We start from the raw sequence: 19,118 nt of genomic DNA, 5'->3' as shown, positions 1-19,118 counted from the left end.
CCGCGAGCAGCAGAAGCGCCGCGATCGCGCCGGCCGTCTCCTCCTGCAGGGCGGGCTCGCCGTCGCCGTCATCGCCGTCGTGGCGATCGTCGCCCTCGTGCTCGTGCCGAACCTCCGCCCGGCCGAGGTGGGCCCCGGTCCGGCGAACATGGCCAGCGACGGCCTCGTCGTGGGCGAGGGCCTGGTCGCGCAAGACCTCCGCCCCGATCCCCGCGAGCGGCACCCCCAGCCCGAGCGAGCTCGACACCTCGACCGGCACCGTCGACATCCGCGTCTACGTCGACTACCTGTGCCCCTACTGCGGCCAGTTCGAGACGACCAACGGCGAGCAGATCCAGGAGTGGGTCGAGAGCGGGGCCGCGACCGTCGAGATCCACCTGATCGCGATCCTGACCACGCGCTCCAACGGCACGAAGTACTCCGAGCGCGCCGCGAACGCCGCCGCCTGCGTCGCCGACAGCTCTCCCGACTCCTTCTTCGACTTCAACGCGCTGCTCTTCGAGAACCAGCCCGCCGAGGGGACCGACGGCCTGTCCGACAAGCAGCTCAAGGGCTACGCGGCCGACGCCGGAGTCGAGGACACGGCGGCCGTCGACTCCTGCATCGACGACGGCTCCTTCACGAGCTGGGTGCAGGCCGCGACCGAGCGGGCGACCGCGGGGCCGCTGCCGGGCACCGAGGTCGAGAAGGTCTCCGGCACCCCGACCGTCCCGGTGAACGGCGAGGCCTACACCGGCTCCCTCACCGACCCGGAGGCGTTCAGCTCGTTCGTGCTCGCTTCGGCGGCCGACACGTACTCCTCGGCGTCGCCCACCCCGACGCCCGCGAGCTGACGTTCGACGAGCACTGACGAAGGGGCGCGTCCGGAGGATCCGGGCGCGCCCCTTCGTCGTCGTTCGGCGGGCGCGGCGCGAGGAGGCGCGTCGGTCGCACGGTGAGCACCCGTGAGGATGCGGCCCGCCGACCGCCCGGCCTTCCGAGCGGCGGGACGATCGGACCGCGGCCGTGTGGAGTACGGCTCCGCTCAGGCGCGGGGACTTCGGAGCCGACGACGGGACTCGAACCCGTAACCGCCCGTTCCCATCTGCCCTCGTGCATTGGAATCACTGGCGATCACTGGCCGTCAAAGAACCCTGCAACGAAGCGGATTTCGCAGAGGCGCAGGTTCACCTGCCATCACTTGTGATCGGCCTAAAACACCGTGTGATCATGACTGGATCATGACTGGATCGTGACTGCGGAAGTTGGTTCACGGGTCTAGCGTCCTACGCGCTTTCGCCCGCGCGACTGCGCTGACTGCTTCAAGGGTCCTTCGGCCGGCTCAGGTACTCCCTGACCTCAGATGGCCAGAACCGGTGACGGTTCCCGACCTTGAACGACGGAAACAGTGGGTCGTTGCCGAGCAGGTAGGCCTTGTCTGTCGAGACTCCGAGCATCTGCGCGAGCCCCTTCACGTCGATCGCGCGCTCGCCCTCGTATTCGCCAGGTTCTTCTTCGTCGCTCATGCGGCCAGTGTGGCTCGTGTCGGTCGATGCCTGCCGATGTGGTGAAGCTCGGGCATGTCCGCCACTGGGTGTCTTTACACGGCGGCAGCTAGCCTTGACTGGTGAAGTGGGAGCCCCTGGTCGATGCCGCGCTTCCGTACCTGGGACCGTTCGCAGTCGTCCTGTCGTGGCTGATCCTCGTGCGCGCGATCGTGCAGATGGATGTGGGCAACGGCTACGTCGCTGGCATCATCTTCCTGCTCGGTCTCCTCCTGGTCGGTCTGAGGCACATCCTCGACGCAGGGTTTGAGCAGTTCGGACCTCAAGCCAGGGGCAGGGACGCTGACAGCTCTCGAGGTCAGCGCTAGCTGCGGCGCCACGCGAGGAACGCCTCTGCAGCGTCTCGGAGTGAATCTCCACACCCGACGACCCACTCGTCGCGCGTGACGCACACGAAGGTCGGCCGGCCCTGGTACTCGACGAGGCGAATCCACCCAAGCTCCTCGCGCTTGTCGCCCATTCGCCACCTCGTGGGGGCGGACGGAGCGGGTGACCATCGAGAGCGGCGTCCAGTGATGCGACATGCGGTGATCGTCGCCATGACCACCGACAAGACACACGGGTCCACTCGAGCTAGCTCCGATGTCGGTGGCGGGTGCGAGCATGTGCGCATGACTTTTCGGGAGTGGATGGGCAACAGCGCTGAGATGCAGAAGATCCGAGTGCACTTCCTACGCGATCGCCTGTCGCTTGCTGGCAGGCAGCGCTACCGCAAGGGCTTCGAGGATGGTTACGCCGCGGGCCGCGAGGATGAGAGTCTTCAGCTCCCGGACCGAGTCGCCCCCTACCGACACAACCCGCATCCCCAAGTTGATGCGCACGGGATCGAGGTGGACGAGCTGATGGCACCGCTACTCACTGCCCTTTGGCGCCTTGGTCTGGACACGCAATTCTCGTGCCAAGATGACCCGGACAAATTCATTCCGAATACCGAGATCGGCGGGGCACACCGCTCACAGATCGTCTTCAGCGACATAAAGCAAGCGCAGAAGTTCCTCGACAAGTCCATCGAGCTGCTACAGGGTCGCGTTTACGCCGACGGTGGCTTCGCGCTATGCCCAATGCTTCCAGTAGATGGCGAGACGTGGCGTGGCGAAGTGGTATTCCCGCCTGCCGTTCTCCCCGAGGTCACCGCTGCATGGGTCGCTTTCGAGGAAACCGTCCCGCAAACCATCAAGAGCCCTTAGACCGGGTGGGGCTTGCCCGCGGATGGCTGGCGCCGCCCACCTCGCCCGCGCCGGTCACTTCCGTACAGGTTCGGCACCTCGCTCGCGTACATGTACCGCCTGGATTGCGGGTTGATCATGAACGCGCCATCCTTCCACGCGAGCAGCCACGGCGCCTCGTCGCCGAGGTCGCCGTACGCCTGCTCGTACACGGTGACGTCTCGAGGACGGGCCGGGTGGTTCGGGTCCAAGCGGGATTCCATGCCCAAAGAGCGCAGGCGATCATCGACCTCGCCCCCACGACCCGCGCGTCGAGATCTCATTGTCGCGAGTGCGCGTAGGACACTCGTTCCATGATTGCTCTGCCTCAGGACCTCATCGTGAAGATGGAGCGCGCCGAAATGCTGGTTCGGGAACTGGACAACGAGACGCGCCGCTACACCGAGGGGCGGCCGATGAAGCTCATGCCGGAGCGAGGCACAGAGGGAGCAGACCCGGACGGTGACCCCTTCGTTGTGTGGGGTCTCGAGAGGCGAACTGACTGTCCCGGTACCGGCCTACCTAGCCGCCATTGCGGGAGACGCAGTACAGAATATCCGCGCATGCCTTGATTACTTGGCGAGGGCGCTTGTGCTTAGTCACGGACGTACGCCGAAGGACAACGCGGGCGGAGGGTCTACTGCCTTCCCGATTAGGACGCAGAAGATTCCCGGCATGATTATTGGAGGAGTTGACCCGCTGGCGATGCAGGCCATTATCGACATTCAGCCGTTGCCTGGTGCCAGCGATCCTTCCGCTCCGATACTCGAGCGGCTGGCCGATCTGTCGAATGACGACAAGCACCGCAACCTCACTCTTGTGGTCGCTGGCACGGGACTGCATGCCGAATTTGCCATTGGTGCGAAAAATCGCGTTCCGCCCCTGTTCTTCGTCGCGCCACTCATGCGCTCCCTCCGCTCCGGTGACACGGCGATGATGCCAAGCCTTCCTTTTGCACTGGGTGATAACGTGACGGTTCCGGTCAGCACCTTAGAGACAGTAGTGTCGCTGCCTGAAAGTAGTAGCCCCGGGCTTCCTCTACAGCATGAAGTTGACCTGATATTGCGCACGGTGCGCGACGACATAATCCCCCGATTCAGGCCCTTCTTTAGTGAGCCGTGGCCCGACATATTCGAGGGTGCCGAAGTCCTGGTGCCAAACTTCAACATTCTGGAAAATTTAGAGGGCGTGCAATACACGGCTTCTTCGGTCACTAGCATCACGAACTGGCTGAGGAGCGAACACGGATCTGACACGATGATCGTTGTCGTCGGAATTGCTTCTGGCTATAACGTTGACCCGGTGCTGCTCGGGGAATGAGTCGCTCGAGCAGCGGGGTGAGCAAAACGTCAGCCGCCTGGCTAACGCAAGGTCTGGCTTCAACTCTCGCTGCAGGTCAGTCAGGCCGGCAGCTCGGAAATTCGCCTCTCACACTTGGGGCAAACTTCGAGGCCCTCATGGTCGCGCGTCGGTATGAACCAGTACCCGCAAAGCCCGGGAACGGGCAGGCCGTCAACCGTGGCCTCCGTCAGTGCCTCGCGGCGCGAATAATGTGCGAAAGTACCCACTCGCAAACCAAGTTCGTTAGCCTCCAGAGCGGTAGGGGCCCCGATGAGGGACTCGTGAGCCTCGTCTTCAACAAGCGTGGAGTAGTACGTAATCGCAGAAGAAGCGCCGACAGTGAGCGTCCATGTCTCCGCAAGACGACCGAGCGCGCTTCGAGCGATTTGGCTAAGCAAAAGCGTTTGGTCAAGCAGATCCCATCGGAGAGAACTGACCGTCAGAGTCGCTTCGCGAATAGTTTCGCCCTGCTCTTTAATTTCATCTAAGGACAGAGATAACTCAGCGAGAACGACAGTTTCGCTCGTCCGAAGCTCTGGATCTGATTCGTAGACCTCGCCGTCAACAAGAGCCCACGGCTCGATTTTCACCGGGCCAGCTTCACCCGAATGCTGAGCAGCCTCTGAGTAGAGCGCTCGAGCGGCGAGCCCAACTTGGATCTGCCATGCATCGAATTTCGCACACTTCTCATCCACCTTTTGTAACCGATAGTCGGCCTTTGAGGGCAGAAAGTAAGCCGGGTTGGTACCTGCGCGGGCCATGAAAGCTTTGTAAAAGTCTTTCTTCTCTCCCTCATAGCGAAGTCCAGCGGCGCACAACCACGCTACTCCTTTGCTTTCGAGCATCGCGTGATTTGTAGCAGCCCCCCGCCAGCGGCCCGTCTTCTGCTTCCACCAGTGCGGGTTAGCAAGCCCACTTATGCTCTCTCGCGCCTCGTCACCCTCGGTCGAGAAGGATGAATCGAAGTAGCGAATAATCGGGTGACCGAGCCTATTGATCACAGGCAACTTACGCAGTGCCCGCATGATGGCCGCATCGTCGCTCGAATCTGCGACGTTTGCCTCGACAACTTGCGCCAGATCCGCCACCAGTCGAGCGTGTTCTGCGTCCTCCCAGTCGTCGGCGAGATCGTCAGTGAGGCAGCGCAGGGTCACTCGGCGGGCATCGTTCATGCGCTCAGCATATGTGGGCGCTACTTCGTCGCGTTGAAGACTCTCGCCTCGAGGTCGTCGCTGAACGCAACCGCGCGAGCGTCCGCGGCCCTGGCCACCATCGTCTGAGCGTGGTAGCTGTCGAAGTCACGAACAGCGATCCGTCGATCCCGCTCGCCGACGGTACGGAACGGCAGCGCTCCCGAGTCGAGGATCTTATAGACCAGTCCCCGGCTGACCCCCAACGCTTTCGCCACCTGCGAAGGTGTCCAGCTCATCCTGGGCTGCAGCAATCGTGACGGGGTCGCCAGCGCGCAGGTCGTGCAAAATCATCCCGATCGTCGACGCGAGTGCCGAATCGGCCGGCATGGCGTCGTGTGCGCGTTCGAGAATCGCAAGTTCACCTTCGGGTACGGCGGACGGTTGGAGAGTGGTAGCCATTTGGTCAGCTGCCTTCATGAGGGGTTTCGGCGCGTTGGACGCGAGTACTGGGCGCGTACGGGCGAGCGTGATTCGCTCGACTCCTCGCCGCGGTTCATCTGTAGGTGTCACAAGTGTCACATCGGGCCGCGAAATCGTCAACCTGGGGTTGACGTCTGCAAGAACGTGCAGTGAGCGGTTCATGTTGTGTGCGAACCCGCCGTATGAAGTTGCTGAGATTGACGAACGCGTTGCACGGCAACGGTCCCGCGGACTGAACCGAGCGACGGCCTCCATGCCGCTGACCGGTTCCCGTTTCTGAAAGGGCGCTAAACACCCCGCGTGTGACAACAGCCTGACCCGGAGGTCTGGGGCGGGTGCCCGAGGGTGGACCCGCCCCAGATGGGTCAGTTGTCGTAGAGCGCGAGCGCCTGCGACTGCGTGCGGACGATGTCCTTCGCCATGCGGGTCGGGTCGTAGCTGTAGGAGGTGTGGCTCGGGTTGATGGCGAGCGTGATGGTCCTGCTGTTGTCGACGAGAGCCATGGTCGTCGTCGGCGAAGGCGTCGACACAGTTCTACAGTCACGTCATGACCCCTACCGAAGTCTCGAACCTCGTCCAGGTGATCGCCGTCGTCGTGGCCGTAGCCGCATCCCTCGTCGCCCTCTACATCTCAGCCGCTGACCGGAAGAACGCGCGCGAGATCGCCGCCCAGGACCGGGCCGCGGCGGCACGGCAAGCCCGTCTCCGAGGTCGAGCTATCGGCAGCTACTCGTTTGCTCGAGAACATGAACCGCGGAGGTTCGACGGATCGGCAAGAGTCGAGCCGGATGGGCGCCGAAGCTCTCACGCTGATCGGCATGTTGGGCAAGGACCGCGTGCCGGATCTCTGGGCTGACCGTGTGTCGATGGACGATGACGGGCTGCGGGCTCTCGCGGCGGAGGAGGACACCGAGAAGTGGCAGGCGCACGCGATCGAAGCGCAACTCGCGGTCAACGCGATCCTGCGGGACATGGACAGAGGAACAAGCGCCGCGAAGTAGCCAGCTCAAGGACGGCGCCTAAGCCCGCTGGTGATGGCTGCGACCCCTCCCCGCGCTGAGCGGAGCTGGCGCGTCCTGTGTGTGAAAAGTGACCAGTAGTCTCGCCAGTGTGACGTGAGGATGTTCCCGCGCTCAGTGGTTGAGGAGACGGTTATGACGGCAACATTTCGAGTGGACGATCAAACGATCGTCGTCGAGGACGACGAGTCCGCTGTGGTGCTTCGGAAGCTTCTCGGACGAATCATCGCGGCGGGCGCCTTCGAGTGGGTTCCGATGCCGGGCAAGTCCGAGGGGGACGATGTCACAATCGCGGTGCACGTGACGCCGACAACCAAGCTGAGCGTGTTGTTCGAGCCGGCGGTCCCTGGAACGGACCAGATGCGTTCGCTCCTCGAGAGTTATCTCCCCGAGGAGCTCGAGCGAGATGCGTGCAGAGATGAAAGCTGAGGCCGCAGCGGAGAACCCCGGCGTGTAGAGCTAGCGGAGTCCTGACATCATCAGGGCGGCGCGAGCTGGGCGCTCGACTTTCTGCACGATCCGGAAGTCGATGAGGTCCGTAAGGCTGCCGCCGGTCTTGTCGACGACTTCGATCGCCCAGCCGGACGGGTCGCCGCTCGCGTTGCTGCCGACGTCCACGCGGGGCGCAGGCGAGATAGCGACGCGTCCGCTGATGTTCGGGAGCATCGCGTTCGTCGCGGCTCCTACGACGCCCTGAGAGTCGGCGAGACCGGAGGCGAACTTGTTGACGATGGCGACGCCTGCGCCCTCGACGGCGTTCCAGCCGACGCCGGAGAAGATGCCGCGCTCTGCGGGGCTGTGGGGGAAGAACCCAGCAGCGAAGTCCATGACTCCGCCGACCGCGTCGCCCACGGCGCCGATCATGCCGGAGATGCCGTCGATGAACCCCTGGATGAGCGCCTGGCCGGAGTCGACGAGGAGTCCGCCGAGGTTGCCGAGGACGGCGAGGGCGCGGCCAGGGAGCTCGGAGACGAACTCGATGACGTTGTTGACGCCGGTCGAGACTGCGGTCTTTGCGAGGTTCCACATAAGGTTGAACGCGGCGACGACGCGGGAGCCGAAGTCGGTGACCATGCCGACCGTGTTGGAGATGAAGTCGACGAACATGCCGACCGTGTTCGAGAAGAACGTCGAGAACATCTGGCCGACGCCGTTCCAGATGGCGGCGAGCTGCGAGCCGGCCTGGCCGGAGCCGGTGACGAGGTTCACGATCCACTTGATCGCGACCGACAGTGCGGTGACGAGCACGGTCAGGACGTCGGCGACGAACTGCACGGCAGGTACGAGCAGCCCGACGAGCGCGGACACGAGCGTCGTGATCGGGGCGATGATCACGCCGAGGAGGTTGATGAGGGGCGTCAGCGCCGCCCCGATGAGCTGCAGCAGCGGGGCGACGAGCATCAGCACGGCACCGATGAGGGGCACGAGGATGCCGAACAGGGGCGCCAGGGCGACGAGGAGATCGCCGACGAACGTGGCGAGCTGCGTGATGATCGGCAGCAGCGCGTTGATGGCAGTGCCGAGTACCGTGCCGAGCGTCGTCGCGATCTGAGTGATGATCGGCAGCACGAGGGTCAGCGTCGAGCCGAGACGTTCCGCGAGAAGAGTGACGAGCTGGGCGATGACGGGCAGCAGCGTCGCGATGACGGCTCCGAGGCCGGTGGAGAGGGCTGCGGCGACGGGCTGGACTGCGGCAACGATGCCGGTGAGTACGGGCAGGAGAGCGGCGCCGATGGTCGAGCCGAGCTGCACGAACGTCGCCCCGAGCTGAGGGAGCAGCGGCGCGATGGCCTGAAAGATGATGTTCAGCGGGGAGAACGCCTGCCACAGTCCGAGCGCCGCGGATGCAAGCGGGGCGAGGCTCGAGACGAGAGCTCCGAAGTCGAGGGCGGCGAACGCGGAGCCGATCGAGTCCACGACGGTTCGCAGGTACGCGCCGAACGTCGTCAGGGGCTCCGTCCACGCGCCCATCGCGACGGTCGGCGGCTGCCCCTGGAAGGCGTTGCGCACGGTCCCCACGGCATCGACGACGCGGGCGAGTCCGGGTACGACGGCCGTGTTCAGGAAGCCGACGACGCCGAGCATTGCGGGGAGCAGCAGGGCGCCGAACGACGTCGACAGATTCTCGATACCGGCGGAGAGGATGCGCTGCTGGTTCGCCAGGCCACCCGACGTACGGGCGAAATCGCCTTGCTGGGTGTTCGTCTGCGCGAGGATCTCCGCCTGCGCGGCGAGGACCTTCTGCTGCTGCGTCAGCGCTCCCGTGCCGGAGTAGATGCCGAGCTCGGTAGCGCGTGCCTTGAGCGCCGCGTCGTCGAGGAGGACGCCGTACTGACGCAGTGGCTCCGACTCGCCGCGGAAGTCCAGCGCCGAGGGCTTCGATGGCCTGCTCGGGAGAAGTGTTGTTGAAGGAGGCCAGGTCGGCAGCGAGCCCCACAAAGTCGGTGGAGAAGCCCGCGAGGCTCCTGACCGGAGAGGCCAGCGGCCTTGCCGAATACCCCGAAGGTACGGGCGGCGTCGAGGGCCTGATTCGTCGACTGGCCGAGAGACTGGGCGGCACCCGCGGCGAACTTCTGAATCGTGACATCCGCGTCACCGAAAACCGCGGTGATCGCGGTGCCCGCCTCCTGGAAGTCGGAAGCGTTGTTGATCGAGTCGGAGAACGCCTTGCCGATACCGAGACCAGCGACCGCGGCGACGAGAGGGCCGGCGAGAGACTTGAAGCCGCCGAGGATGCCGGAATTGATTCCGCTGCTCGCAGACTTGCCCGCGCTGATTCCTGCAGGGCTGACCTGCTTGTCGAGCGCGGAGCCGAAGCCCTTAGCCGAAGGCACGACGTCCACGAACGCCTGGTAGAAAGTTCCCGCCACGATTCTCCCGATAATCGGGTCACGCGGGAGAACATGACTATTGCAGCCGGAGCGTTCCGGCACTTCTATCTTAATCGACGGGAAAAGGCCAGGGACACAAGAAAGGCGCCCATATGACCAATCGGGATGGTCATATGGGCGCCCTATGCAGCAGCACTCTTAGGATAGCGGATTGCCGTTATGAACGGTATCGCTTGCCCTATTCGACCGCTCCCAGGGCACAGGTCGTGGGCGCTCTCGACGTGAAATTTCCCGTGTGTGAAAAAGCGCTATGCCGCCGGAGCGCCGCGCATGGGGGAGGGAGGGGTTGCCTCCCCCCGTCCCGCTGCAGGAGCTACGGCGTCCACTCCGCAGGCTTGTCGAGGCTGTAGTTCATCGACTCTTCGAGCGCCGCACGCATGTCGCTTGAGGCACGCCCTCCCGTCGGTGCGGTGAGCTCCCACAGTTCATCGACCTCCGCTTCGTAGAAGGGATGGTTGGCGCTGTACGTGTTCGCCACGTCGACCCACCGCTCCTTGTAGGCACGACCGAGGACAGCCTTCTCGAGGGGAACGTCCTTGCTGTCGACGGCTTGGAGGAGGAGCGTGACCGCCTCTTCCTGGTCCTTCAGCCGTGCAGCGCGCTCGTGCGCATCTCGATAGGAGATGCTGAGGCTGGGGTCCTGCCCTTCGAAAACGGATCTCGCGAGAAGCCGACTGGTGAGGTCGGTGCGACGCGCCGCGGTAGCTGCCTGGTCGCTGTCCCGGAGCCGGTCGAGCTCGAGGCGTGTCTGTCTGTAGCTGTCGTTGATCAGTTCTCGCTTCCCCTCCTCGCTGAGCTTCGGGTTGTCGCGGATGCTGAGGAGGCTTGCGCGGTAGCTCGCCTTGATCGAGTCCGCCTGATCAGTGGTGAGGCTCATCCTGTTGTCCTTTCGTCAGGCCGCTCGTGCGGCTCTCGCGTGTTCGATGTCGTGCCGGGCGATACGCCACCGTCCGTTGACGTTCTCGGCCGGCAGGCGGTGTTCCGCGATCGCTAGCCGCACACCCCTCGGCGTGATGCCGAGAAGCGTTGCGGCTTGCGTCGTGCTCACCCAGGGAGATCGTGTCCCGGCTTCCGGAGCAGGGGCGGTCGGGCTTCCGGTCGCGGCAGTCATCCACGCGAGACCAGCGAGGCGCAGAGCGAGGAGGACGTTGTCGATCTCCGCGTCGATCCCTCGATGGTCGACTCGCGCGCGCTGCAGGTCAGTGCGCTGCTCGAGCCACGCGGCGACGCGCCCTGGGACGATCACGACGGGGCCGGCGACACCATGGACGTACGCGGTGGGTGGACGTGGTGCGCTACCCGTCTGCTGGCTTCCGGTCATCTCTGGTCGTCTCGCCGCTCGAGATCCTCCTCGATGCCCAGACGCCGAATGAGGTCGAGCTCTTCGATCTGACGGTCGAGTATCGCCTCCCACTCGGGGTTGAGCTTCACGAGGGGGACGACGATTGCTGCGAGTGCCGTGAGGACATCGATGGGGTCGACGCCGGATTTCACCAACTCTGCGTAGTTCGCCTGGTACGGCTTCTCGTCGTTCGCCGTTGCTGCCTTGATCCATCGGAGCGCCCACCAGTTCAGGGTGTCGAGCTCGTTCACGGACTGGTCGTTGTTCTTGCTCATCATTCGCTTCTTCCTGACTGGGGCTTCTTGAACGCCGACGACGTGTCGGCCTTGGAGTGGACGAGCTGCAGGAACCTGGCGCGCGCAGGGTGCACGGCCAGGACCATGTCGAACGCTTCAGCGGATCTCGCCGAGGAGCGCACCCATGAACCGCTCCCGCTCCACCTCCGGGACAGCGGCGAACGCGGACGTCGCGATCTCAGCCCGCGAATGCCGATCAGCCGAGGCCGCGAGCAACTGGTACCCGCAGTGAGTTGCACGTGCTCGTTGAAGAGATCCGGGACACTCACGACGCCGACCTCCTGTTCTCCTCGTCATGCCACCGCGGCGATCCTTCGCCTGTTGCCGCAACAACGTGTTCTCCTGAATGAGCCGCGCATTCTCAATCTCGAGATGCTGGACGAGTGCAGTAAGGGGATTCATACGGACTCCTTCTTGTAGTTCACAAACTCGATATCGCATGTTGGGCAAGTGGTATTGCCTGGTACTTCTGCTGCGGGGTGGATAGGGAAGCCGCAGACGGTGCAAGTTGTCCACGGGGCACCCTCGAAATTGAGCGCCACGCGCCACGCGTACACGCACCCCCTGACAGACGCCCAGACCATCGGTCCTTCGCGGCGGGTCGGGCACGTCGGGGCCGGCCGCTCAGTGTCGAGATCCAGCAGCCACCGGCACGCGACGCCCTGGCTCTTGGTCGGCCACCACGTCACGTTGTCGACGGTCACGACGCCTCCTTCGGGAGGTAGAACGTCTGAGCCCCGATCTGCCGAGGAACGCCAGGCAGGACGTCGACCATCTCGCCCGTCCGAGGGTCGAGAACCTGCCGGTACTCGGACTGCTCAGCCGAGGGGCTTCCGGGCTGCCGAGGTGTGGAATCTGCTGCTGATTTCGTTTCAGCAACACTTCCTCGGTCTTTGCCTCTGCCTTCGCCTTTGCCTTTGCCTACGTGCGCCCGCACGTCACTCGTCACGTCACCAGTCACGTCACGCGTGACGCTCTCCTCCTCGGTGAACCCGACGGCCTTCGCGAGTGCCTGCCGCTGCTTCTCGCGGTAACGTCGGGATCTCCGTGGCGGCGTTGGCCTTGTAGAGCTTCATCTCTTCCGCGGTGGACTGACCAAGGCCGTTCGTCTCGGCCCAGCCGGGCATCTGGTACCCCATCGCGCCGCTCGAGTCGTTGCCTGGGACGATGAGGCTCGCCGCGACAAGCTCGGCCTCAGCAGCGCGTATGACGCCGCTGTCGTAGCTCGGGTGCATCCGCACTTGGTAGCGACCCGGAATCCATCCATCAGTGCCGTTAGCGTTGGACCACATCAGAGCGTTCGTGAAGACGCGCCACGCAGCATCCGACAGTCCATCCATGTCCATTCGTCCGTGCCAGGCGCAATTCAAACGTGCATCCAATTGGTCCTCCTTTCGTCTCAGGGGAGATAAGATGAAAGGGCGCGGGCAGTTCCACGTCGTTGCTGCCCGCGCCCCTCAGATTCAGATGTTCTGTTGTCTCCGGTGCGCTTAGTTGCGCCGCAACAATTGACCGGAGTGCGTGTCTCGCTTAGTCATTCACCTATCCAGTCATCGGGCTTGGGGTGTTCGGCGCGGTGCGCGGCGGCGATCAGCTCGACCGAGAGACGCACGGCCTCATCCGGCGCGAGCGGCACCGTCGAGCCCGGGAACGTCGACCCGAACCACCATCTGCTCGAGGAACTCGTCGGGCTCGACCTTGATCGGTCCGCCCGCGAAGCGCGCATCGACGAATGCGGCGGTCATCGTGCGCCGCCGTTCTTCATTGCCTGGGCGTAGAGGGTCGAGAGCGCGAACACTTCGCTGATGGTGAGCATCCGGCAGTCACCGTCCTCGGCCCTGTGGAGCGAGGGGACGCACACGCCGACCGAGTGGGCCGCGTCGGAGAGCGCGACTCCCGCGAGCTTGCGCAGCTTGCGGAGCGAGCGGCCGGGGCCATCCGGGGCGCCGACCACTTCCGCGGGACTCACGACCGAGCCTTGCGGGCGAGGTTGCGGACGCGCTTGCTGAGGCGCTCGAGGTCGTCAGCCAACAACAAGAGACCGGCCCGGTCGAGCGAGTAGTCGATCGACTGCGGAGTGAAGATCGCTGTCTGGTCCTTGGTCGTGTCGTCGACGTCCTCGTAGACCACGCGGTAGGCGGTGACGTCGCAACCGTTGATCACGCCGACCGTCTCGCGCGAGGCCTCGTGCCACCCGGGCTCGAGCAGGTCGGCGTTGTCGTCGAGCTCGTGGCCCCGGCACCAGTCGAAGTCGACGCACGGGACGGGCGACAGCAGTCGCAGATTCGCCATGCCGCGCTTGTAGCCGTCGAGCTCATAGGCGCCGAGGAAGGTCCAGGGCGCGCCGTACTGGTCTGTGAAGGGCGTGCCGGCGGGGGTCGAGAACAACAGCCCTTCCGGGAGGTGCGAGCCGTAGCAGATCAAGCCATGCGCGTCTGCGGTGACGTAGACCTCCGCCCCGCAGCTGCGAGAGCGGGGAGCGCGATCGGGTGCACCAGGCGGTGCCGTTCGGGCTCGATGTCGGTGGTGAATGCTAGAGTCACGGGAATAGCTCCTTCGTTTCGTGTGGTAACGGTTCGGGTGGGGTCTCTGGCCTCCGGCGGTGCAAACGCCGGGGGCCTTCTTCTTTGCGGTCACGAGGCCGCGCGCTCGTCCGTCCGGATGTATCGGTTCGCGGCGATGTACTCGGCGATCGCAGACCGCTCGTAGCGAATCGATCGACCGACTCGCACGAACGGAAGACCCGTCCCGGTGTAGGCGATCGTTCGCGAGAGCGCCGACGGTCCTGCCGAGAAACGCGGCAGTCTCCTGCGGGTTGTTCAGCGGCTTGAGATCCGCCGTCAGTGAATCCATGAGCTCCTCTATTCGTTCAGCGAACGCGGGCGCGCTCGACTGTGGGTGCTGCGTCGACCGCATCGAAGCGGACCCGGCAGCGCAGTTTGACCATTCCCGCGTCGCATCCCGGCGTCCGTCTTCGCGACGGTCCAGCGGGCGGGGCAAGTCCTCTATTCACCGGTCCGGTTGAGCGGCAGGGTCGCCGTGCGGTTGGCTCGGTGCAACCGCGCGGCTTGCCGACCCCACGGGAGAGAGGGATAACCGGCGGCTATGAAATTTTCTTCACGTTCTGGGCCGAAAGTTGCCACTGTGCGAATCAGGACCGATCCATTGCGCTGCTTCTCGCCCTGAGGAGAAACTAACACATCATTCCCGCTGTGCGCACTAGCGCTACGATCACGCACGCTCGATCCTCCTGGTGAGAATCTGGAAGACTCGACGCATGACAGATCGACCGAAGCGCGTACGAGAAGACTGGGCTTGGCCTGCGGGTCGCGAAGTACCGGAAGATGGCAGGCTTCCGGGATGCCCAGGCCCTCGCTGACGCAGTGCCGAGCGAGGCTGTGACGCGGTCGACGATCGTCAACATCGAGCTGGGCCGAAAGAGTGATCCGTCGGTCGGAGAGTTGCTGGCGATCGCGGAGACGCTGAACCGGTCGCCGCTCGAACTGCTCCTAGATCTCGAGGACCCGCTCGCCGTCGCGGAGCTGCCGACGATGGCTAGGACGCTCACGAACCTCGAGGCGGAACGTTGGTTCCGACTTCGGTTCGAGCTCTCGCACCTGCCGGACTCGCACAACCGCGCGCGACGGGTGCTGGATCTTCTGAACGATATCGAGGAGGCCTCAAGCTGGATCTATGCGGCAAACTCAGCGGCGACGCTTCAGCCCCTGTCCGGCGAATCGCGGCAGGCCATCGCTAGCTACCGGCGCATCATCGAAGGCGATGCTCGAGAACTACGAGACAACTATGGGGTTGAGGTCCCCGAGGCGCGGCTGCGCGCCACCTCGATGGGCAGAGCATGACTACGCAGCTCTAATGGCTCGCGCCTGGGTCAGCGATCGGTGGGTTCGCGATCATCAAGTTCGTGACGAAGCTGGCACGGTCGTCGAGCGACGCGCTCCCACGTCCCGGCAGTTGCAGGCCATCAAACGGCTCCCCGAGGAGTTCCGCACTCCGACCTTTGGCCGTGGGATGCGCTGGCGTGTCGACTGGTACGAGACGCAACCGGACGGACGCCAGAAGCAGCGGTCGAAGTCGTTCGCGGAGAAGGCGTCTGCCGAGGAGTTCGCGACCCGCGTCGACCATCAGACACGGGAGGGCTCCTACAAGCCGGCGGCGCTGGGGAGCAGCTGTTCGCGACCGTTTCACAGAAGTGGATCGACTCTAAGCGGAAGATCAAGACGAGCAGTCGTCACGCCTACGAACGAGATCTCCGCACCTACGTCCTGCCGCAGTGGGGTGGTCGACGGATCGCGTCGATCAAGCGGCACGAGGTAGAGGACTGGGTCACATGCCTCGAGCGCGGAGAAGCCCCCGCTGCCTTTCTCGATGAGCGCGACCGCTCGGTACTTGCGGCCGCTTCTGTTCGGCGCCTGCACACCATCTTCTCGGCTGTGTGCGGATTCGCTGTCGATCAAGCTCTGGATTCAGGCGAATCCTGCCCGGGGAATCGAGCTCGCGCGCGCCTCGTCGCACGCTGACGAACTCCGTGTTTCTCGACTTCGAGGAGGTTGAGGCTCTCGCGGTCGCGGCGGAGGGGGCGACCGGTCGAGCGACTGATCGCGTTTTGGTTCTCACGCTGGCCTACGTGGGGCTCCGGATCAACGAGGCGCTCGCGCTGCGCGTTGGTGACTTCTCCCGCTCGGAGAAACGACTCCGGGTGGATCGCACTTGGACGAAGGGAGCGCAGGGGGAGCGGGTACTCAGGGCTGCCGAAGACTTCCGAGCGTCGGGTGGTGCCGGTGCCGGTGTTCCTCTGTGACGAGCTTGCGGCTCTCATCGGTGAGCGGAAGCCAGGTGATTGGCTGTTCGCGACCCCGACTGGCACATCGATCCACGATGCGAACTGGCGCAATCGCGTCTGGGTGAAGGCGATGCTCGGATCAGGTCTGGACGTCCCCGGGCTGACGCCTCACAAGCTGCGGCACACTGCTGCGAGCATGGCGATTGCGGCCGGCGCTGACCCGCTCTTGATCGCCAGCATGCTCGGGCACGAGGACGTTCGCGAGACGTTCGCGACCTACACGCATCTCTGGCCGAATCGCTCGACGAGGTCACTAAGGCAGTCGAGCAAGCCCGCAGAAAGGCGTTGTCCTTGAGGCAATCATGACCAGATCGTGACTGCAGCAAGTTCAGCGCTCGGTCGGCCCCGCCGAAACGGGGCCTGACCGGCATATTTTGAGCCGACGACGAGACTTGAACTCGTAACCGCCCGATTACAAGTCGGGTGCGCTACCAATTGCGCCACGTCGGCAGGTGCCCGGAGGCACCCGGACACACTATCGCGGGCGCCGCGCCGGAGTGGCGGGGCGCCCGCGGGCGTCAGGGCGCGAGGACGCTGAGGTGCTTCTCGGCCGGCGTCGGCCGCTTGGGCCCGCCGATCTTGCCGCCGGGGCGCCCGACGTACAGCCAGCCCAGGAGCTCCTCGCCCTTCTCCGAGACGGTGCGCCTTGCGGACCGCCTTGGCGCGCGTGTACGAGCCGGTGCGCCAGAACACGCCCCAGCCCGCCTCGTCGAGCAGCAGGCTCAGGAGGTGCGCGACGCCCGAGGCGACGGCCTCCTGCTCCCAGTCCGGCACGCTGGACTTCTTCGTGCTCACCACGACGGCGAGCAGGAGCGAGGCGCGGTGCGTCTTCTCGATGTACTTGCGCGGGTCCTTCTTCGACCCGGACGCCGCCGCGAAGGCGCGGCCGATGCGGTCGCGCGCTGCTCCGCGGATCTCGATGACCCGCCAGGGGCGCAGCGAGCTGTGGTCGGCGAGGCGCGACGCCGCCTGGACGTACGTCGCGATCTCGTCGTGCCCCGGCGCCTCCGCCGTCACCTTCGACCGCGAGCGTCTCGCGAGGACGGCGTCGAGCACCGGGAGCGGGCACCGTCACTCGCTCTCGGCCTGGAACTCGAGTGCGATCGAGTTCATGCAGTAGCGGTCGCCGGTCGGAGTGCCGAAGCCGTCCGGGAACACGTGGCCGAGGTGCGAGCCGCAGTTGGCGCAGCGCACCTCGGTGCGCACCATGCCGAGGGTGCTGTCCTCGATCAGCTGGACCGCGTCCGGGTTCACGGACTCGTAGAAGCTGGGCCAGCCGCAGCCGGAGTCGAACTTGGTGCCGCTCTGGAAGAGCTCCGCGTGGCAGGCGGCACAGGTGTACAGGCCGGAGCGGTGCTCGTCGAGCAGCTCGCCCGTCCACGGACGCTCGGTGGCGGCTTCGCGCAGGACCGCGTACTGCTCGCGGTCGAGCTCCTCGCGCCACTGGGCGTCGGTCTTGTTCACGGAATACGACGACATGGGTCTCCCTAGGATTCCTCGCCAGTTTACGGGGGAGGGGTGCTCCCCTCCTCTCTCGTAAACTCCCAGCCGTGCAGGCGAATTCCGTGATCTCGAAGGCGTGGAGCGAACTCACGATCGAGGAGGTCCACTCGTTCGCGAGGGTGCGGACCGACGTGTTCCTCCGGGAGCAGAAAGTGGACGACGAGGAGCTCGACGCGCGTGATCTCGAGCCGACCACGCGCCACTGGTGGATCGCGGACGAGCGCGGGGCCGCGGCGTACCTGCGCACCCTCCGCGACGACGAGCCGGAGCACGCCGATGCGCACCGCATCATCGGACGCGTCGTGACGCGCGCGGACCGGCGCGGTCATGGACTCGCCCACGCCCTGGTGCGGGCGGTGATCGAGCGCTACGGGCAGGAGGCGATGCTCCTGCACGCGCAGTCGTACGTCGCGGGGCTCTACGCGCGCTCGGGGTTCGCGGCGTTCGGCGACGAGTGCCGGGAGGCGGGCATCGCCCACGTGAGCATGTACCGGAGCGCCTCCCCGGCGCGGGCGGACGGCGTGCCTACGCTGGAGCGATGAGCGGGACGACGGGAACGACGCGGGGCGCGGGCGCGACCCTCTCGGACCGGGACCGCGAGGTCCTCGCCTTCGAGCGCGAGTGGACCTCGCGCTCGGGCGACAAGGAGGACGCGATCCGGTCCAGGTTCGGCCTCTCGGTCGCCCGCTACTATCAGGTCCTCGGCGCGGTCCTCGCCTCTCCGGCGGCCCTCGCTCACGACCCGATGCTCGTCAACCGCCTCCTGCGCATCCGCGACGGACGCTCCGGTGCCCGCGCGGCACGACGCCTCGGGCGCCCCGAGTAGACCGCTGCTCGAGCACACCGCAACGGAAGGCCGGCCCGACCCGATGTCGAACACGCACCCCAAGGACCGCTTCGACGAGATCCCGGCGACGGAGGGGCGCGTCGGAGCCACCGTCGGCCTCCTGCCCCGCACGCGCGCCTCGTGGCCTTCGCCTGGGCGGCGCTGGCCACGGGCGTCATCGTGCTGCTGGGATTCATCGGCCTCCTCGTGATCGACAACCGCGTCCAGTTCAACGACGTCTTCACCGCCCCCACGGGCATCGCGGACGCGTCGGCGTCGCCCTCCGCGACGCCGACCCTCGATCCGGCGCTGCAGATCGCCGTGCTGAACGGACGGCGACCGCGGGGCTCGCCGCGAGTGCGGGCGATCAGCTGACGACGGCCGGCTGGACGGTGCCGACGGTCGCGAACGCGAACTCCGAGGATCAGGCCGTGACGACCGTCTACTACAGCGACGCCGCCCTCGAGGGTGCGGCACCTGGGCCTCGTCGAGTCGCTCGGCGCCGGTGAGATCGTGCAGGGCGACGAGTTCGTCGAGACCGGCGATCTGGTCGTCGTCCTCGGTGCGGACTACCCGGTCGACTGAGGCCTCCGGAGCCCGGGAGCCGATTCATCCTCGCGTTGGAGGGGGTGTTCTGTTTCCGGCACGTTTAATCCGTGTTGAATCGCGGACAACTC

Annotated in this window: 30 protein-coding genes, 1 tRNA gene and 1 pseudogene; 15 read left to right on the top strand and 17 right to left on the bottom strand. The window is 65.3% G+C overall.

Annotated elements, in window-relative coordinates:
- The first annotated feature begins 23 nt into the window (after nt 1-23).
- Nucleotides 24-833 (top strand): DsbA family protein, encoded by an 810-nt coding sequence (locus AC0CII_RS08185; protein WP_465229275.1) that lies wholly within the window; start codon nt 24-26, stop codon nt 831-833.
- Nucleotides 834-1,301: 468 nt separating this feature from the next.
- Here AC0CII_RS08185 and AC0CII_RS08180 read toward each other — a convergent pair whose 3' ends face one another.
- Nucleotides 1,302-1,505 carry a helix-turn-helix transcriptional regulator gene (locus AC0CII_RS08180; protein WP_465229138.1) on the bottom strand — a complete coding sequence of 68 codons (204 nt, stop codon included), beginning with the start codon at nt 1,503-1,505 and terminating at the stop codon, nt 1,302-1,304.
- 101 nt (nt 1,506-1,606) lie between these two features.
- Here AC0CII_RS08180 and AC0CII_RS08175 point away from each other — a divergent pair, with 101 nt between their 5' ends.
- A complete protein-coding gene (locus tag AC0CII_RS08175) occupies nt 1,607-1,852 on the top strand; it encodes a hypothetical protein (protein ID WP_465227987.1) in 246 nt (81 codons plus the stop codon).
- 231 nt (nt 1,853-2,083) lie between these two features.
- On the top strand, nt 2,084-2,731 hold the full coding sequence (locus tag AC0CII_RS08170) for a hypothetical protein (protein ID WP_465227989.1): 648 nt from the start codon (nt 2,084-2,086) through the stop codon (nt 2,729-2,731).
- Here the strand turns inward: AC0CII_RS08170 and AC0CII_RS08165 are convergent.
- Nucleotides 2,728-2,961 (bottom strand): hypothetical protein, encoded by a 234-nt coding sequence (locus AC0CII_RS08165; protein WP_465229137.1) that lies wholly within the window; start codon nt 2,959-2,961, stop codon nt 2,728-2,730. The two genes, AC0CII_RS08170 and AC0CII_RS08165, sit on opposite strands and share 4 nt — an antisense overlap.
- A gap of 463 nt (nt 2,962-3,424) precedes the next feature.
- On the opposite strand from AC0CII_RS08165, the gene AC0CII_RS08160 reads away from it, so the two are divergent.
- Nucleotides 3,425-4,069, top strand: a complete 645-nt coding sequence (locus AC0CII_RS08160) for a hypothetical protein (RefSeq protein ID WP_465229136.1) — start codon at nt 3,425-3,427, stop codon at nt 4,067-4,069.
- Nucleotides 4,070-4,149: 80 nt separating this feature from the next.
- On the opposite strand, the gene AC0CII_RS08155 is transcribed toward AC0CII_RS08160, so the two are convergent.
- The 3 genes from AC0CII_RS08155 to AC0CII_RS08145 form a co-directional block, all read right to left on the bottom strand.
- Complete coding sequence (locus tag AC0CII_RS08155; protein ID WP_465229135.1) at nt 4,150-5,244, bottom strand: DUF3039 domain-containing protein; 1,095 nt, start codon at nt 5,242-5,244, stop codon at nt 4,150-4,152.
- A gap of 38 nt (nt 5,245-5,282) precedes the next feature.
- Nucleotides 5,283-5,519, bottom strand: a complete 237-nt coding sequence (locus AC0CII_RS08150; RefSeq protein ID WP_465229134.1) for a helix-turn-helix domain-containing protein — start codon at nt 5,517-5,519, stop codon at nt 5,283-5,285.
- Nucleotides 5,520-6,068: 549 nt separating this feature from the next.
- Nucleotides 6,069-6,206: a hypothetical protein gene (locus AC0CII_RS08145; protein ID WP_465227993.1), complete on the bottom strand. Its 138-nt coding sequence runs from the start codon at nt 6,204-6,206 to the stop codon at nt 6,069-6,071.
- 285 nt (nt 6,207-6,491) lie between these two features.
- Here AC0CII_RS08145 and AC0CII_RS08140 point away from each other — a divergent pair, with 285 nt between their 5' ends.
- Nucleotides 6,492-6,704, top strand: a complete 213-nt coding sequence (locus AC0CII_RS08140; RefSeq protein ID WP_465229133.1) for a hypothetical protein — start codon at nt 6,492-6,494, stop codon at nt 6,702-6,704.
- A 135-nt stretch (nt 6,705-6,839) separates the two neighbouring features.
- Nucleotides 6,840-7,151, top strand: a complete 312-nt coding sequence (locus AC0CII_RS08135) for a hypothetical protein (RefSeq protein ID WP_465229132.1) — start codon at nt 6,840-6,842, stop codon at nt 7,149-7,151.
- A gap of 30 nt (nt 7,152-7,181) precedes the next feature.
- Here the strand turns inward: AC0CII_RS08135 and AC0CII_RS08130 are convergent, their stop codons facing one another.
- Nucleotides 7,182-9,161, bottom strand: coding sequence for a phage tail protein (locus AC0CII_RS08130; protein WP_465229131.1), 1,980 nt, complete (start codon nt 9,159-9,161; stop codon nt 7,182-7,184).
- Nucleotides 9,162-9,166: 5 nt separating this feature from the next.
- On the opposite strand from AC0CII_RS08130, the gene AC0CII_RS08125 reads away from it, so the two are divergent.
- The gene (locus AC0CII_RS08125) at nt 9,167-9,709 is read left to right on the top strand and encodes a hypothetical protein (RefSeq protein WP_465229130.1); all 543 of its coding nucleotides are present in this window, start codon (nt 9,167-9,169) and stop codon (nt 9,707-9,709) included.
- Between the two features lie 217 nt (nt 9,710-9,926).
- Here AC0CII_RS08125 and AC0CII_RS08120 read toward each other — a convergent pair whose 3' ends face one another.
- From AC0CII_RS08120 to AC0CII_RS08085, 8 genes are all read right to left on the bottom strand, one after another.
- Nucleotides 9,927-10,490, bottom strand: coding sequence for a hypothetical protein (locus tag AC0CII_RS08120; RefSeq protein WP_465227997.1), 564 nt, complete (start codon nt 10,488-10,490; stop codon nt 9,927-9,929).
- 15 nt (nt 10,491-10,505) lie between these two features.
- Entirely contained in the window at nt 10,506-10,724 is a 219-nt protein-coding gene (locus AC0CII_RS08115) for a helix-turn-helix domain-containing protein (protein WP_465229274.1), read from the bottom strand.
- A gap of 206 nt (nt 10,725-10,930) precedes the next feature.
- Entirely contained in the window at nt 10,931-11,206 is a 276-nt protein-coding gene (locus AC0CII_RS08110) for a hypothetical protein (RefSeq protein ID WP_465229129.1), read from the bottom strand.
- A 1,007-nt stretch (nt 11,207-12,213) separates the two neighbouring features.
- Nucleotides 12,214-12,591, bottom strand: coding sequence for a hypothetical protein (locus tag AC0CII_RS08105; protein ID WP_465229128.1), 378 nt, complete (start codon nt 12,589-12,591; stop codon nt 12,214-12,216).
- A gap of 276 nt (nt 12,592-12,867) precedes the next feature.
- The gene (locus tag AC0CII_RS08100) at nt 12,868-12,996 is read right to left on the bottom strand and encodes a hypothetical protein (RefSeq protein WP_465229127.1); all 129 of its coding nucleotides are present in this window, start codon (nt 12,994-12,996) and stop codon (nt 12,868-12,870) included.
- On the bottom strand, nt 12,993-13,220 hold the full coding sequence (locus AC0CII_RS08095; protein WP_465228004.1) for a hypothetical protein: 228 nt from the start codon (nt 13,218-13,220) through the stop codon (nt 12,993-12,995). Before AC0CII_RS08095 ends, AC0CII_RS08100 begins: the two co-directional genes overlap by 4 nt.
- Nucleotides 13,217-13,639, bottom strand: coding sequence for a DUF6907 domain-containing protein (locus AC0CII_RS08090; protein WP_465229126.1), 423 nt, complete (start codon nt 13,637-13,639; stop codon nt 13,217-13,219). Before AC0CII_RS08090 ends, AC0CII_RS08095 begins: the two co-directional genes overlap by 4 nt.
- A 32-nt stretch (nt 13,640-13,671) precedes the next feature.
- Complete coding sequence (locus AC0CII_RS08085) at nt 13,672-13,794, bottom strand: hypothetical protein (protein WP_465229125.1); 123 nt, start codon at nt 13,792-13,794, stop codon at nt 13,672-13,674.
- Between the two features lie 801 nt (nt 13,795-14,595).
- Here AC0CII_RS08085 and AC0CII_RS08080 point away from each other — a divergent pair.
- The 4 genes from AC0CII_RS08080 to AC0CII_RS08065 all read left to right on the top strand — a co-directional run bounded on the left by AC0CII_RS08080 (nt 14,596) and on the right by AC0CII_RS08065 (nt 16,407).
- The gene (locus AC0CII_RS08080; RefSeq protein WP_465229124.1) at nt 14,596-15,111 is read left to right on the top strand and encodes a helix-turn-helix domain-containing protein; all 516 of its coding nucleotides are present in this window, start codon (nt 14,596-14,598) and stop codon (nt 15,109-15,111) included.
- Between the two features lie 174 nt (nt 15,112-15,285).
- Entirely contained in the window at nt 15,286-15,789 is a 504-nt protein-coding gene (locus AC0CII_RS08075; RefSeq protein ID WP_465229273.1) for a tyrosine-type recombinase/integrase, read from the top strand.
- A gap of 8 nt (nt 15,790-15,797) precedes the next feature.
- Nucleotides 15,798-16,070 carry a tyrosine-type recombinase/integrase gene (locus AC0CII_RS08070; protein WP_465229123.1) on the top strand — a complete coding sequence of 91 codons (273 nt, stop codon included), beginning with the start codon at nt 15,798-15,800 and terminating at the stop codon, nt 16,068-16,070.
- Nucleotides 16,051-16,407 (top strand): tyrosine-type recombinase/integrase, encoded by a 357-nt coding sequence (locus AC0CII_RS08065; RefSeq protein WP_465229122.1) that lies wholly within the window; start codon nt 16,051-16,053, stop codon nt 16,405-16,407. Before AC0CII_RS08070 ends, AC0CII_RS08065 begins: the two co-directional genes overlap by 20 nt.
- An 82-nt stretch (nt 16,408-16,489) precedes the next feature.
- Here AC0CII_RS08065 and AC0CII_RS08060 read toward each other — a convergent pair.
- From AC0CII_RS08060 to msrB, 3 genes and pseudogenes are all read right to left on the bottom strand, one after another.
- Nucleotides 16,490-16,562 (bottom strand) — tRNA-Thr (locus tag AC0CII_RS08060).
- 243 nt (nt 16,563-16,805) lie between these two features.
- Nucleotides 16,806-17,129, bottom strand: a pseudogene (locus AC0CII_RS08055) (nitroreductase family protein); the annotation flags it as partial.
- 54 nt (nt 17,130-17,183) lie between these two features.
- The gene (gene msrB / locus AC0CII_RS08050; protein WP_207405905.1) at nt 17,184-17,591 is read right to left on the bottom strand and encodes a peptide-methionine (R)-S-oxide reductase MsrB; all 408 of its coding nucleotides are present in this window, start codon (nt 17,589-17,591) and stop codon (nt 17,184-17,186) included.
- Nucleotides 17,592-17,677: 86 nt separating this feature from the next.
- Here msrB and AC0CII_RS08045 point away from each other — a divergent pair, with 86 nt between their 5' ends.
- The 4 genes from AC0CII_RS08045 to AC0CII_RS08030 all read left to right on the top strand — a co-directional run bounded on the left by AC0CII_RS08045 (nt 17,678) and on the right by AC0CII_RS08030 (nt 18,950).
- A complete protein-coding gene (locus AC0CII_RS08045) occupies nt 17,678-18,157 on the top strand; it encodes a GNAT family N-acetyltransferase (RefSeq protein WP_465229121.1) in 480 nt (159 codons plus the stop codon).
- The gene (locus AC0CII_RS08040; RefSeq protein WP_207405908.1) at nt 18,154-18,441 is read left to right on the top strand and encodes a DUF3263 domain-containing protein; all 288 of its coding nucleotides are present in this window, start codon (nt 18,154-18,156) and stop codon (nt 18,439-18,441) included. The genes AC0CII_RS08045 and AC0CII_RS08040 overlap by 4 nt, the downstream gene beginning before the upstream one ends.
- Nucleotides 18,442-18,582: 141 nt before the next feature.
- Complete coding sequence (locus AC0CII_RS08035; protein WP_465229120.1) at nt 18,583-18,816, top strand: hypothetical protein; 234 nt, start codon at nt 18,583-18,585, stop codon at nt 18,814-18,816.
- Nucleotides 18,817-18,833: 17 nt separating this feature from the next.
- Nucleotides 18,834-18,950: a hypothetical protein gene (locus tag AC0CII_RS08030; RefSeq protein ID WP_465229119.1), complete on the top strand. Its 117-nt coding sequence runs from the start codon at nt 18,834-18,836 to the stop codon at nt 18,948-18,950.
- Nucleotides 18,951-19,118 lie beyond the last annotated feature (168 nt).

Source organism: Rathayibacter sp. AC182 (assembly GCF_979253875.1).
This window is presented reverse-complemented; position numbering and strand designations above follow the sequence as displayed.

Bases quoted from the DNA above. Each gene is read 5' to 3' on its own strand.
- AC0CII_RS08040 (WP_207405908.1), top strand. From the start codon at position 18,154: ATGAGCGGGACGACGGGAACGACGCGGGGCGCGGGCGCGACCCTCTCG.
- AC0CII_RS08105 (WP_465229128.1), bottom strand. From the start codon at position 12,591: ATGGATGGACTGTCGGATGCTGCGTGGCGCGTCTTCACGAACGCTCTG.
- AC0CII_RS08150 (WP_465229134.1), bottom strand. From the start codon at position 5,519: ATGAGCTGGACACCTTCGCAGGTGGCGAAAGCGTTGGGGGTCAGCCGG.
- msrB (WP_207405905.1), bottom strand. From the start codon at position 17,591: ATGTCGTCGTATTCCGTGAACAAGACCGACGCCCAGTGGCGCGAGGAG.
- AC0CII_RS08115 (WP_465229274.1), bottom strand. From the start codon at position 10,724: ATGACTGCCGCGACCGGAAGCCCGACCGCCCCTGCTCCGGAAGCCGGG.
- AC0CII_RS08160 (WP_465229136.1), top strand. From the start codon at position 3,425: ATGATTATTGGAGGAGTTGACCCGCTGGCGATGCAGGCCATTATCGAC.
- AC0CII_RS08120 (WP_465227997.1), bottom strand. From the start codon at position 10,490: ATGAGCCTCACCACTGATCAGGCGGACTCGATCAAGGCGAGCTACCGC.
- AC0CII_RS08100 (WP_465229127.1), bottom strand. From the start codon at position 12,996: ATGACCGCCGCATTCGTCGATGCGCGCTTCGCGGGCGGACCGATCAAG.
- AC0CII_RS08170 (WP_465227989.1), top strand. From the start codon at position 2,084: ATGACCACCGACAAGACACACGGGTCCACTCGAGCTAGCTCCGATGTC.
- AC0CII_RS08180 (WP_465229138.1), bottom strand. From the start codon at position 1,505: ATGAGCGACGAAGAAGAACCTGGCGAATACGAGGGCGAGCGCGCGATC.
- AC0CII_RS08140 (WP_465229133.1), top strand. From the start codon at position 6,492: ATGGGCGCCGAAGCTCTCACGCTGATCGGCATGTTGGGCAAGGACCGC.
- AC0CII_RS08145 (WP_465227993.1), bottom strand. From the start codon at position 6,206: ATGGCTCTCGTCGACAACAGCAGGACCATCACGCTCGCCATCAACCCG.
- AC0CII_RS08080 (WP_465229124.1), top strand. From the start codon at position 14,596: ATGGCAGGCTTCCGGGATGCCCAGGCCCTCGCTGACGCAGTGCCGAGC.